The following is a 12,856-nucleotide window of genomic DNA, read 5'->3' as shown; positions in this document are numbered from 1 at the left end:
ATCCATGCTCAAGACTGAGAAACTGCGGGGCCGGACGGGCGCTGCGCGGCTGCTGGCCGCCACCATACTCGCCGGCTCGCTATCGGTGGTCGCAACGCTGGCGCAGGGCGTCGAACTGACGCTATGGGCGCCGCCGACCTTCACGCCGACCGCCGGCCTGCCGGCGGTGGCCGACGCCTATAAGGACCTCTACGACCGGTTCCAGGCCGAGCAGCCGGATATCACGCTGAAGTTCGAGATCCTGCCCAACGGCACCGAGGCGCTGCAGCAGTTGCTGACCGCCGCCACCGCCGGCAACCTGCCCGATCTCGCGGTGCTCGACGGCTTCTGGATCGCCCGGCTGGTCGAGACCGGCAAGCTGCAGCCGCTCGACGAGATGTGGCCGGCCGAGGCGCGGGCCGCTTTCTATCCGCAGGCCGTCGACGCCGTGACCTTCGAGGGCAAGGTCTATGCCGCCTGGTTCCACAATGCCTGGCGCGGCCTGTTCTACCGCCCCAGCGTCATGGCCGAACTCGGCTATACCGAGCCGCCGAAAAACTGGGACGAGTTCGTCGCGTTCGGCGAGAAGGCCAAGGCGGCTGGCAAGTCTGCCGTGATGCTTCCCGCCTCGGGTACCGAACTCACCGCACTCCACATGCTCTCGATGTTCTGGGGCCTGGGCGGCAATCTCGTCGACGATACCGGTAAGCCGGTGTTCTTCGATGGGGCCAACCGCGCGGCGCTCGAGCAGGTCTACGCCCTCTACCGCGAGATGGTCGCGAAGGGGATGATGCCGCTCGATGTCTCGACCATGGACGAGAGCGCCATCCGCCCGTTCTTCTACTCGGGCGAAACCGCCTCGGTGGCGCAGTCGTCCTCGGCGGTGACGCAGATGTACGCCGATGTCCCCGACCTCAAGGGCGATCTGGGCGCTTACAGCTATCCGCTGCCCGGCGGCGCGCAGGCCTCGCCGATCCTTGTCGGCTGGACTTACGGCATCTTCGCCGATGACCCGGAGCGCAAGGCAGCTGCGTGGGCATTCGTCGACTTCGTGCTCAAGCCCGAGAACCTCGGCAAGCTCAATGCCGCAGCCGGCCACCTGCCGATCGTGCAGTCGATCTGGGACCAGGATTTCTACAACAACGACCCCTTGATGCAGCAGTTCAAGGCCATCTTCGATACCGGCGCCATGCGCGCCCGGCCCAACGTGCCGATCTACCCCACCATCACCAATGCCTGGGCCTTGCAGATGGCAGAAGTGCTGGCCGGCAACATCACCCCAGCGCAGGCGGTCGACAACGCCCGCGACCAGGTGATGACCGAGTATGACCGGATGTCGTCGCGCTGAACTCCGCCCTATCCCGCGCCGGGCGGTGTTCTGCCGCCCGGCCCCGCCCACGACCATCACGGGGGTCTCAGATGGCTCGAGCCCGCTCGGCTAATGGCCTGTCGCGTCACCAGTACCTGTTCTTCATCATGCCGGCGATCCTGGTGGTGCTCGGCTTCACCGCCTATCCGGCGCTCTATGGCATCTGGATCAGCCTGACCAATCTCCACTTCGCCTATCCGGACTCCCGCTTCGTCGGGCTAGATAATTACGTGCGGTTCTTCACCTGGCCGGCGCTTCCGCAGGTCGCGACCAACACGGTGATATTCGTCACCTCGGTGGTGGCGCTGCAGCTGTCGCTCGGGCTGATGATCGCGCTGTTGCTCAACAAGCTGGTGTTCGGCCGCCGGCTGATGCGCTCCATCGCCATCCTGCCCTGGGTGATCCCGGCGGTGATCATCGGCCTGATGTTCCAGCAGCTGTTCTCGGGCAGCAAGCTGGGGATCATGAACACAGTGATCGCTATGTTCGGCTTCGAGACCCGCAGTTGGCTCTCCAACCCCTCGGAATCGATGGCGATCATGATCGCCTCTGTGGTGTGGCGCGGCGTGCCGCTTTCTATCATCCTGCAACTGGGCGGCCTGCAGACCATCCGCCGGGAACTCTATGAGGCTGCCTCGATCGATGGCGCGTCGCGCTGGCAGGTGCTGCGCTACATCACCATCCCGTCGCTGAAGCCGATCCTGCTGATCAACCTGATCATGGCGACGTCGGGCACGCTCAACCATGTCGATATTCCGCTGGCGCTCACCGGCGGCGGGCCGGGCAGGGCGACCGAAGTGCTGTCGCTCAGCCTCTACAACCAGGGTTTCCAGGTGCTCGACGCGGCCTATGCCTCGACCATCGCCACGGTGATCCTGATCATCAACCTGATCCTGACCGTCGCCTACCTGCGTGTCCTGAGGGTACCCAGATGACCACCGAAGCCATCGTCCATTCGCGCCCGCTCGCCGATCGGCCGCGCTATCGGCTGCCTGAGCTGGCGGTCACCTACGCCCTCTATGGCCTGCTGTCGCTGGTGGTGCTGTTCCCGCTCGCCTGGGTGCTGCTCGGCTCGTTCAAGAACCCGGGCGAAATCTTCGCCTTCCCGACGACCTTCTGGCCGCGCGACTTCACCTTTTCCAACTACACCGATGTCATCAATCGCACGGCGCTGCCGACCTATCTGTGGAACACGGTGATCGTCACCGCCTTCACCCTGGTCTTCTCGCTCGGCATCGGCACCGTTGCCGCCTACGGTTTCTCGCGCTGGGAGTTCCCGTTCAAGGATACCATCCTCGTCGTGCTGCTGATCCTGCAACTGATCCCCAGCACCGTGAACATCGTACCGTACTACATGATGCTCAACTCGCTCGACCTGTTGAACACCCATGCCGGGTTGATCATCATCTACACGGCCGGCAATGTCCCCTTCGTCATCTGGATCATGAAGGGCTATTTCGACACGCTGCCGCGCAGCCTCGATGAGGCGGCGGTGATCGACGGCTGTTCGATGTTCCGGGTGTTCTGGAGCATCATCCTGCCGCTGAGCCTTCCCGGGCTCTCCGCCGCCGGCTTCCTCACCTTCCTCAGCGCCTGGTCGGAGTTCCTCCTGCCGCTGGTGCTCGCCAATTCGCGCGAGGTGGCGGTGATGAGCGTCGGCCTGTTCAGCTTCTTCGGCACCGACAACACGGCCTATCACTACGCTTTTGCGGCCTCGGTGATGTCCACGGCGCCGGTGATCATCGCTTACCTCTTTGCACAGGAGTACCTCGTGTCGGGCCTAGCCAGTGGAGCCGAAAAATGATCGACGCAACCATCTTCCAGGTTGGTCGCCAACCGCAGCTCTTCGTCGACAACTGGCTCATCGAGCAGTCCGACAGCGTGACCCGCCGTTGGCACAAGCCCGAGCGTCTCGGCGCCGGCCCGGTGCTCAAGGCCGACCGGCCCTGGGAGCACACGCCCTACTTCACCTACAGCAACTTCAACGTGCTGAAGGACCCGACCGACGGGCTGATAAAGTGCTGGTACGAGGACCTTGGTCCGATGGCACCGTATCAGCGTCACCCCTGGCAGAACCGCATGCTCTACGCGGTGAGCGAGGACGGCGTCCATTTCGAGAAACCTCTGATGGACCGCGTGCTGGTCGATGGCCAGCGCACCAATATCTTCGCCGGCTATGTCGAGGGCGCTTCGCCCAGTGCGGTTAACCCATGGGCTGATACTGGCGTGCATTCCGCTGCCATCGTCATCGACCCCGAGCCGACGGATCCGGCGCAGCGCTACCGCATGCTGTTCACGCGCGCCACCGCGGACTATCGCCACAAGATCGACGTGGCGCATTCGGCCGATGGCCTCACCTGGCAGAGCTACGGCGTTCCGCCCAGCTTCGGCAATGCCGGTGGCCGTCTCTCGGATGTCTCGACCATTACCTATGACCCGGCGACGCGGCTCTACCTGCAATACACCCGGCACGGCCGGATGACCGCGGCCGGCGCGCCAAGCGATTGGCCCGGCGTTCCCTCCGGCTGGGGCGGGTGCTTCGCCAGCTACTGGCCCAACCGGCCCGACCTGATGAACAAGCGCCGGGTTTACCGCACCGTCAGCGCCGACTTTCTCAACTGGACCGATCTGGTCGCTGCGGTAACCCCCGACGATCTGGTCGACAACCTCGACGAGGCCTTTTACGGGCTCGGCCAGTTCCGGGTCGGCGGCCTGCATTTCGGCACGCTTGGCGTGCTGCAATATGTCGATAACGAAATGGAGGTGCGGCTGGTCTACAGCCGCGACGGCATCTCCTGGCAGCCGACCGACAAGGCCAACGCCTTCCTCGCGCCGCGGCACGGCGCGCACTGGGACAGGCACATGGTGTCGATCGTCTCGCCGCCGGTGCGGGTCGGCGACCGCTGGCATTTTTACCACGGCGGCTCCTGGGCGCATCATGACTATTGGTGGGCCGGCGGCCAGAAGCTCGATCACGACGAGGCCCGCGACCCCAGTGCCGAGGTTCGTTTCGGCATGGGCGTCGCCACGTTGCGCTTCGAGGGTCTGGTCTCGCTCGACAACCGCGGTCCGCGGCTGGGGCGGATCATCACACGCCCGCTCAGCACCGACGGCCGCTCACTCTGGCTCAACAGCCGCGGCAAGGGCGGCGCGATCCGCGTCGCCATCAGCGATTCCAATGGTCGTATCCTGCCCGGCCGCAGCTTTGACGACTGCACGCCGATCAGCGCCGACGGCGTCCGCAACCAGGTGCGTTGGACCACGGGCACCGCCCCCGACCCGGAAGGATCCGCGGATCGCTTCATCAAGCTCTGGTTCGAGATCGACGACGCCGAACTGTTCGCGTTCGGCTTCGACGACTAGGGGCGCCTCGTTATCCCGCGCCGGTCGCTGCCGGGTCGGGGACGGCGATCCAGCCCTGGGGCAGGAAGCCGCGGGCGTCGATCGGCCAGCTGGCGTCGGCGGGGAGTTGCGGTTTGCCGTCGACGCAGGCCCAGGTCCCGCTTGGCGCCAGCAACTGCTCGACATTGGGGTTGCGCTCGCAGAACTCGCGCATCTCCAGCACCGTCGGCGCCATGTCGCAGATCGGCCCGACATAGGACGTGCAGGCCAGCACCGCGCCCTCGAAGCAACGCCAGCGCACCCGGTCGCGCGCCGAGCCGGCAGGGATCAGCAGCGCGCTGGTCATCGCCATGACGGTGGCCGGACCGCTGTAGCGATGGTCCACATAGTCGATCGTGCCCACGGCGCGGCAATAGGCGAAGGGGTCGTCGTAGCTTTCCGGCGCCGCTGCAGCAACGCGCGTCGGCGTTGTTGCCGGCTCGCTGAGCAGCGGGGCAGCCGGCGTAGCGGGCGCTGCAGCAGCGGGCAGAGGGGCGGAGAGAGCGGCGACGGCCGGGGTCGTCGTGGCAGGAGCGTCGAGTGGCCGGGCAGCAGCTGTCGACGCATCGGCTGCCGTTGCCGGCGGTTGCAGTTTCGCTGCGGCAACAGGCGTGGCGGCCCCGGGGGCAGGCGCTTCGCCGCTGGCCGCGACCATCGGGGTGTTCAGTGGGCTGAGCAGGGCTTCGAGCGAGCCGTCGCGGTAGATCAGGTAGCCGCCCGCCGCAAGGATGCCGATACCCAGCACAGCGCCCACCGCCGCCAGCGCTGCGACCCAGACGCTGCCGCGTCGGGTCCTGCGCCGGCCCTGTGGCTCGCGCCGGGCTTCCGCCTCGCGCTTCCGCTCGCGGTTCTCCGGCTCGCGTCGCCGTACCCCGGGGTCCTGTTCCCGCATCTCGGCTCGCAGCTCAGGTGCAGCCTTGGTCCGCGGTGCTTCCGGTTCCGGCCGCAGCTGCTCGCGCCGCGCCTCGGCCCACATGTCGGGATCGTGCCGACGCGGCGGCTGCTGCGCATCGAGATCCTGCCAGCGCGGGGGCATGCTCGTTGGGCGAGAGGTGACCGTCACATCGTCGAGCGTCAGCGGAATGGACCGCTTGGGCGGTGGCGCTGCGTCCTGCCGCGGCATCAGCAACGGGTCCATCCGCAGCGCTGCCTCGCGCTCGAACTCGCTGTCGACCTCTTCGGGCGGCTCGGCCGCGAGCTTCCGGTTGCGCCGGGCCAGTCGCCGCCGTCGCACCTGCAATTCCCCGGCGAGGAACGCGAACAGTGCCGCGATACCGGCCGCGCCTGCCGGCGCCAGCAGGTGGTAGGTGAACAGCTGCGGCACCGATATGGCGACCACCAGCCAGCCCGCCGCCGCGCCGATCAGCAGCAACGCGGCAAAGCCCGGTGTCACCGTGGCGAGCACGCCGCCGAGCAGCGCGGCGCCGGCGATGGCGTACCAGATGATGGTGCCGAGCAGCCGCTCGTTCGAGGTCGTCGTCCAGAAGTCGAGGAATGGTGAAATGAGGTCGACGCGCAGCGCACTCGGCGCCAGGAGCGCAAACAGCCCGGCAATCAACCCCAAGAACAGCGCGGCAATTCTCACCGTTTATTTCCCCGATGGTCTTTGTTGCGCCCCCGCGGGCGAAGCATGCCCATGGGCGCACCCAAGCGCAAGTCGGCATGCGTGCTCGATGCACTGTAACCGGCCCATGTTGCTGTCGCGTATTGCCTTTCAGCCCGCTCTCGTGATGATGAAGGCATGAAAGTCCTCATCCTCGGTTCGGGCGTCATCGGCACCACCTCTGCCCATTATCTGGCGCAGGCAGGCCACGAGGTGACGGTGATCGATCGCCAGCCGGGACCGGGGCTCGAGACCAGCTATGCCAATGCGGGCGAGCTGTCCTACGGCTACGCCTCGCCCTGGGCCGGGCCGGGTATCCCGGTCAAGGCGATCAAGTGGCTGCTGATGACCGATGGCCCGCTGGTGCTCAGGCCCAAGCTCGATCCGCGCATGTGGATCTGGGGCCTGCAGCTGCTGGCCAACTGCACCGAGCGCGCTTATGCCGTCAACAAGGGCCGCATGGTGCGGCTGGCCGAGTACTCGCGCGACAGGATGATCGCGCTACGCGCCGAAACCGGCCTCGCCTTCGACGGCCGCCAGCAGGGCACGGTGCAGCTGTTCCGCGAGCAGAAGCAGCTCGATCACGCCGCCGACGACATCGCCGTGCTGAAGCGGTACGGCGTGCCCTACGAGGTGCTCGACCCCAAGGGCTGCGTCGCGGCGGAGCCGGGGCTTGCCACGGCCACGGTGCCGTTTGTCGGCGGGCTGCGCCTTGCCAACGACGACACCGGCGACTGCAAGATGTTTACCGAAGCCCTGGCGGGGCGCGCCGCCAGCCACGGCGTCGCCTTCCGCTACGGCACCCGTATCGACCACATTGCCACCGAGGCCGGCGCGGTGACCGGCGTTGCCACCGACAAGGGCATGTTGACCGCCGACGCCTATGTCGTGGCGCTCGGCAGCTATTCGCCGCTGCTGCTGCGCCCCCTCGGCATTGGCCTGCCGGTCTACCCGATCAAGGGCTATTCGCTCACCGTGCCGATCACCGATGCCTCGGTGGCGCCGGTTTCGACCGTCATGGACGAGACCTACAAGGTGGCGACCACCCGGCTTGGCGACCGCATCCGGGTGGGCGGTACCGCCGAGATTGCCGGCTACGACACGACGCTCCACCGTGCGCGCCGCGGCCCGCTCGACCGCTCGCTGCGCGAGTTGTTCCCCAATGCCGGAGATGCGTCGAAGGCCAGTTTCTGGTGCGGGCTCAGGCCGATGACGCCGGATGGAACGCCGGTGCTGGGGCGCTCGAAGTTCTCCAACCTCTACCTCAACACCGGTCACGGTACGCTTGGCTGGACCATGGCCGCCGGGTCCGGCCGCGTGCTTGCCGACATCATTTCCGGCCAGACACCCGACATCGAAGTCGCCGACCTCGGGCTAAGCCGTTACGCTTATGCCTCGGGCTAAGCCGTTACGCTTACGCCTCGGGCTAAGCCGTTACGCTTATGCCTCGGGCTAAGCCGTTACGCTTACGCCTCGGGCTAAGCCGTTACGCTTCCTGATCCGTGCTGCGCTCCAGCGGCTCGAAAACCGAGAGCTTGAGAACAGCCGGCATCGGCCCTCGCCTTTACCGGCGAATTGGGCGATAAGCCGAGGATTGCTCGCCCCGGGACGTCATGCGCGCCTTACTGTTCGCCTTCGCTCTGCTGCTCGCCCCGTCGGCGCCGGTGATGGCGCAGGCGCTGCCCTATCACATCGATCCCGGCGCGCGCGAAATCGTCCCCAGCCTCGCCGCGGTGCCGTCGATCCGGTTCCTGACCACCGCGGATTTTCCGCCGTTCAACTTCCGTGACGACAAGGGCGAACTGGTCGGCTTCAATGTCGACCTGGCGCGGGCGCTCTGCGCCGATCTTGCCATTGCCTGCACGGTGCAGGCCTGGCCATGGGATCAGGCAGCACGAGCGCTGGAAGATCGGCAGGGCGATGCGCTGATCGCCGGGCTGGCGCTGACCCGCGAGAACGGGGCGCTGTTCGATTTTTCGCAGATTTACCTGATGCTGCCCGGCCGTTTCGTCACCCCCGTCGCTGCGGCCGCCAGGTTCGAGCCGGCATCGCTCGATGGCAAGCGGGTGGCGGTGCGCCGCGGCTCGACCCATGCCGAGTTCATCCGTCGCTACCTGCCGGCAGCCGGGCTGATCCAGTTCGACAGCGAGATCATGGCGCTCGATGCGCTGTCGAAGGGCGAAGCAGACGCCTATTTCGGCGATGCGATGCGCGCCTCGTTCTGGCTCAACGAGCATGTCGGCTGCTGCGAGTTCGCGGGCGAGGCGTATTTCCGTCCCGACCTGTTCGGCGATGGTCTGGCCGTCGCCGTACCGGCGGGCGCCGACGCCGTCCGCCAGGTCATCGACTACGGCCTCGCCCGGCTGAAGCGCTCGGGCGCCTACGACGAACTCTACCTGCGCTGGTTCCCGGTGAGTTTCTATTAGAGCGCTTTCAGGAAAAGTTGCAGACTTTTCCGGTTCGAAAGCGCGACCAAATCAAAAACCCAGAGCACGCACCGATTCAAAGAAGCGGTGAAATGCTCTAGGCCGCGCGCATGCGGGCGCGGGCGCTTGCTTCGATCGCGGCGGTGACCAGCCGGTCGACGTCCAGCCGATCGCGCACCATCTCGAGCAGGCGCAGCTCCTCCTGCGGCAGCTGCACGTCGACCACCGCGACCTCGACGGCGAGCGCGTAGGCGGTGTCGTGCAGGCGCTTCGGCACAGCGGCGATGGCATCGTTGAGCACCGTGTCGAGGCCGGCGCTGTTGGTCTTGTCGACCGCCGCGTTGGCCACCGCCGAGAGCCGCTCGAGGTCGAAATCGGCGAAGACCGGCGAGCGCACGACCAGGCTGCCGATCACATCCAGCTCGTGGTCGGAAATGCCCTCGTCGGACGAGGCGGTGACCACCATGATGTGGATGAGAGCGTCCTGCAGGGAAATGGCCATCGGGTCCTCGAAAGCGAGATCAGGAAAAGTCGCAGACTTTTCCGGTTCGATCTCGCGATAACCGAGACCGCGCTGGAAAAGTCCCGCATAACTAGGCACCGCACCGGCGCTTGGCAAGGCAGGGCAGGGCGCTTCCCATTGACGCCCGTAGCCGGCTGGTGCAATTGAGCGCCTTCTCCCCACTCAGCATCTGAGGCCTGCCGTGCCCGCGCCGCTTCCAACCCTCGACCCCGCCTTCTTCGACGCCGCCCAGACGGCGCGCGCCTGGCCGTTCGAGGAAGCCCGGAAACTGGTGGCTCGGGTCGAGCGGCTGGGGCTGGAAGAAGTGCTGTTCGAGACCGGTTACGGTCCCTCGGGCCTGCCGCATATCGGCACGTTCGGCGAAGTGGCGCGCACCACCATGGTCCGCACTGCCTTTCGGCTCCTGACCCGCGACGAGATCCCGACCCGCTTGCTCTGCTTCTCCGACGATATGGACGGCATGCGCAAGATCCCGGAAAATGTGCCGGATCGCGCCGCGCTAGAGCCTTACCTGCAGATGCCGCTCACCGCCGTGCCGAACCCGTTCGGCGGCGATTATCCGAGCTTTGGCGACCACAACAACACCATGTTGCGGCGCTTCCTCGATACCTTCGGCTTCAACTACGAGTTCGCCAGCGCCACCGAGTACTACAAGGCAGGGCGCTTCGACGAAGTGCTGCTGCGCGCCGCCGAGCGCTATGCAGAGATCATGGCGGTGATGCTCCCCAGCCTCGGCGAGGAGCGGCAGGCGACCTATTCGCCATTCCTGCCGATCTCGCCGATTTCGGGCCGCGTGCTCTACGTGCCGATGAAGCACGTCGATGCCAAGGCCGGCACCATCACCTTTGTCGACGAGGATGGGCGCGATGCCACCCTGCCGGTCACCGGCGGGCATGTGAAGCTGCAGTGGAAGCCGGATTTCGGCATGCGCTGGGCGGCGCTGGGCGTCGATTTCGAGATGTTCGGCAAGGACCACCAGACCAACCAGCACCTCTACGACAAGATCTGCGCCATCCTCGGCGGCACCCCGCCCGAGCACTATGTCTATGAGCTGTTCCTCGACGACCTGGGCCAGAAGATCTCGAAGTCGAAGGGCAATGGGCTGACCATCGACGAGTGGCTGACCTATGCCGGCACCGAGACGCTGAGCCTCTACATGTTCCAGAAGCCGCGGGTGGCCAAGCGCCTCTATTTCGACGTGATCCCGCGTGCCGTCGATGAGTATTACCAGCACGTCGCCGCCTATAACGGCCAGGACGCGGCAGCTGCGCTCGAGAACCCGGCCTTCCACATCCATTCGGGCAAGGTCCCGGTGGTCGACATGCCGATCTCCTTCGGGCTGCTGCTCAACCTGGCCTCGGCTGCCAATGCGCATGAGAAGTCGGCGCTGTGGAACTACATCTCGCGCCGCCTGCCAGGCGAGACGCCGCTGACCAACCCCGAGCTCGACCGGCTCGCGGGTTATGCGGTGCGGTACTTCAACGACGAGGTGAAGCCGACCAAGACGTTCCGCGCTCCCACTGACAAGGAACGCGCCGCGTTGCAGGATCTCGCCGACCAGCTCGCCGGCAAGGAAGCGCTCGAGGCCAAGGAACTGCAGGACATCGTCTATGCGGTCGGCAATGCGCACGCCTTCGATCCGCTGCGCGATTGGTTCGGCGCCATCTATCAGGTGCTGCTCGGCGCCGACCAGGGCCCGCGCTTCGGCTCGTTCATCGCGCTTTACGGCGTGGCCGAGACCCGCAAGCTGATCGCCGAGGCGCTGGCCGGCAAGCTGGTCACTGCTGCCGATTGAACGGCTGACGCTCAGTCGGCGCGGAGGAACGCCACCGAGCGTTCGAACGCCGCCTCGGCGGCCGCGGCATCATATTCCGGCCGGTCGGCTTCGGCGAACCAGTGCGTGGTGTGGGGGTAGACGATGGCGGTGCTGGGCGCACCGGCGGCCTCGAGCTTTCTGATCATCCCGTCCTGATCGTCAGCGAACGGGTCGGTCTCGGCGAAGTGGCCGAGCACCGGCACCTTCAACCTGACTTCGCGGTCGGCGTAATAGGTGACGACGCGCCTGAGCGGCAGCTCCTCCTGTAGCTGGAGCAACTGGAAACCGCCGAACGAAAAGCCCAGCCCACTGACGCCACCGGTCACCGCCGCATGTGCGGCCAGGGTGCGGACATTGTCGGCGAGCAGCGCCGGGGCCGATTGCCAGTAGCGCTCCAGCAGCCCCTGCGCCGTATCGCGCTCGGTCGCGACGTTACCCTCGAAGGCGTCGGCCAGCCCGACGACGAAGCCGCGCTCGGCGAGGCGCCGGCCAAAATCCAGCACTGTCTGGTTGCAGCCCCACCACGGATGGATGACCAGTACACCCGGCCCGCTGCCGTCAGGGGGCAGGACGATCTCGAGTTGTTCGGTCACTGGCTGGCCCAGACGATGCGGCCCATACCCTCGACGTCCTTCATCGCGAGGATGCGCGGTGGATGGGCGGGGTTGAGCGAGTGGAGTTCGACCAGCTTCGGGGTCAGCCGGTACAGCACTTTGACCAGCACCTCGCCGGCCCTCGTGCGCACCACCACGCGATCGCCACGGCGCATCTGCATGGTGGGGGACACCACGATGATGTCGCCATCGCGATAGAGCGGTTGCATCGAGTCGCCCGAGACTTCTAGGGCGTAGCTGCCGTCCTCGGGCGGCGACGGGAAGGCCACCTCGTCCCAGCCCTGGCCTTGCGGGAAGCCGGCCGCATCGAAGAAGCCGCCCGAGCCGGCTTGCCCGAGACCGAGCAGTGGGACAGACGACCGCGTAGCGTTCGGCGCCCGTACCTGCATAAAGGCGCCGCTGCCGGCGAGGAAGGCATCGAAACTCTCGTTGGTCGCTTCCAGCACCTTGGCGACGCTCTCGGTCGAAGGCCAGCGCTTGCGCCCGTCCTTGCTGATCCGCTTGGATCGGTTGAACGCCGTGGCATCCAGACCCGCAAGCCGCGCCAGCCCGGACGCCGACAGCCCGTGCCGTCCGGCGATCGTGTCGATGGCGTTCCAGATGTCGCTATGCGAGAGCATGCTTTCCGGTCGAGCTCCCCGAGGAATGCTGTCTCCGCGCGGAAACAAGTCCTATCCAAAACCTGGCCCAGACGCTTGTAAAGCGGGCCGGACCAACTTGTGATCGGCGGCCTGACTCTCTAGGGTCCGGCGCGTTCGATCCAAGGAGCATGCCGTGGCCACCCCGGAGTTCATCTACAAGGTCGCGAGCCGCGAGATTTATGAGGCGTCGCTGGCCGCCGGCCGCTTCGTCGGCCAGCCGATCGACCTCAAGGATGGCTACATCCACTTCTCCAGCGCCCCACAGCTCGGCGAAACCATCCGGCTCTATTTCGCCGGGCTCGGCGATCAGGTGCTGTTCCAGGTGCCCGCGGCGCCGCTCGGCGAGGCGCTGAAATGGGAGGCATCGCGCGGTGGCGATCTGTTCCCGCATCTGTTCGCCAGCTTGCCGATGTCGGCGGTTTCCAACACGGCGCGGCTCGATGTCCCAGCTGACGGCCTCGTCTCACTGCCGGATTGGGTCAAATGATCTTCTCGCGTCTCTCC

The 12,856-nt window shown here is 66.3% G+C and carries 12 protein-coding genes; 8 read left to right on the top strand and 4 right to left on the bottom strand.

Annotated features, from left to right (window positions below):
- The first annotated feature begins 4 nt into the window (after nucleotides 1-4).
- From ASC89_RS23585 to ASC89_RS23570, 4 genes are all read left to right on the top strand, one after another.
- Nucleotides 5-1,327: an extracellular solute-binding protein gene (locus tag ASC89_RS23585; RefSeq protein WP_056002552.1), complete on the top strand. Its 1,323-nt coding sequence runs from the start codon at nucleotides 5-7 to the stop codon at nucleotides 1,325-1,327.
- Nucleotides 1,328-1,398: 71 nt separating this feature from the next.
- Nucleotides 1,399-2,283: a carbohydrate ABC transporter permease gene (locus tag ASC89_RS23580; RefSeq protein ID WP_056002549.1), complete on the top strand. Its 885-nt coding sequence runs from the start codon at nucleotides 1,399-1,401 to the stop codon at nucleotides 2,281-2,283.
- Nucleotides 2,280-3,152, top strand: coding sequence for a carbohydrate ABC transporter permease (locus tag ASC89_RS23575; RefSeq protein ID WP_056002546.1), 873 nt, complete (start codon nucleotides 2,280-2,282; stop codon nucleotides 3,150-3,152). Before ASC89_RS23580 ends, ASC89_RS23575 begins: the two co-directional genes overlap by 4 nt.
- A complete protein-coding gene (locus ASC89_RS23570) occupies nucleotides 3,149-4,711 on the top strand; it encodes a hypothetical protein (protein WP_056002543.1) in 1,563 nt (520 codons plus the stop codon). The genes ASC89_RS23575 and ASC89_RS23570 overlap by 4 nt, the downstream gene beginning before the upstream one ends.
- Nucleotides 4,712-4,721: 10 nt before the next feature.
- Here ASC89_RS23570 and ASC89_RS28845 read toward each other — a convergent pair whose 3' ends face one another.
- The gene (locus ASC89_RS28845) at nucleotides 4,722-6,314 is read right to left on the bottom strand and encodes a hypothetical protein (RefSeq protein ID WP_200940479.1); all 1,593 of its coding nucleotides are present in this window, start codon (nucleotides 6,312-6,314) and stop codon (nucleotides 4,722-4,724) included.
- 156 nt (nucleotides 6,315-6,470) lie between these two features.
- Here ASC89_RS28845 and ASC89_RS23560 point away from each other — a divergent pair, with 156 nt between their 5' ends.
- Together ASC89_RS23560 and ASC89_RS23555 are read left to right on the top strand one after the other, a co-directional pair.
- Entirely contained in the window at nucleotides 6,471-7,736 is a 1,266-nt protein-coding gene (locus ASC89_RS23560; RefSeq protein WP_056002539.1) for a D-amino acid dehydrogenase, read from the top strand.
- Between the two features lie 209 nt (nucleotides 7,737-7,945).
- Nucleotides 7,946-8,758 carry a transporter substrate-binding domain-containing protein gene (locus tag ASC89_RS23555; RefSeq protein ID WP_056002536.1) on the top strand — a complete coding sequence of 271 codons (813 nt, stop codon included), beginning with the start codon at nucleotides 7,946-7,948 and terminating at the stop codon, nucleotides 8,756-8,758.
- Between the two features lie 97 nt (nucleotides 8,759-8,855).
- Here the strand turns inward: ASC89_RS23555 and ASC89_RS23550 are convergent, their stop codons facing one another.
- Nucleotides 8,856-9,260, bottom strand: a complete 405-nt coding sequence (locus ASC89_RS23550) for a tellurite resistance TerB family protein (RefSeq protein WP_055887634.1) — start codon at nucleotides 9,258-9,260, stop codon at nucleotides 8,856-8,858.
- 163 nt (nucleotides 9,261-9,423) lie between these two features.
- Here ASC89_RS23550 and ASC89_RS23545 point away from each other — a divergent pair, with 163 nt between their 5' ends.
- A complete protein-coding gene (locus ASC89_RS23545) occupies nucleotides 9,424-11,076 on the top strand; it encodes a lysine--tRNA ligase (RefSeq protein ID WP_407065085.1) in 1,653 nt (550 codons plus the stop codon).
- Nucleotides 11,077-11,087: 11 nt separating this feature from the next.
- On the opposite strand, the gene ASC89_RS23540 is transcribed toward ASC89_RS23545, so the two are convergent.
- Together ASC89_RS23540 and ASC89_RS23535 are read right to left on the bottom strand one after the other, a co-directional pair.
- Entirely contained in the window at nucleotides 11,088-11,690 is a 603-nt protein-coding gene (locus tag ASC89_RS23540) for a dienelactone hydrolase family protein (protein WP_056002530.1), read from the bottom strand.
- Nucleotides 11,687-12,331, bottom strand: coding sequence for a helix-turn-helix transcriptional regulator (locus tag ASC89_RS23535; RefSeq protein ID WP_056002528.1), 645 nt, complete (start codon nucleotides 12,329-12,331; stop codon nucleotides 11,687-11,689). The genes ASC89_RS23540 and ASC89_RS23535 overlap by 4 nt, the downstream gene beginning before the upstream one ends.
- Before the next feature lie 154 nt (nucleotides 12,332-12,485).
- Between ASC89_RS23535 and ASC89_RS23530 the strand changes: the two genes are divergently transcribed.
- Entirely contained in the window at nucleotides 12,486-12,839 is a 354-nt protein-coding gene (locus ASC89_RS23530; RefSeq protein WP_082533557.1) for a DUF952 domain-containing protein, read from the top strand.
- Nucleotides 12,840-12,856: the final 17 nt, after the last annotated feature.

It is taken from the genome of Devosia sp. Root413D1 (genome assembly GCF_001425235.1).
In the GTDB taxonomy this organism is placed as follows: Bacteria; Pseudomonadota; Alphaproteobacteria; order Rhizobiales; family Devosiaceae; genus Devosia_A.
The sequence above is the reverse complement of the archived record's forward strand: the minus strand, read 5'-3'. Positions and strand labels throughout refer to the sequence as shown.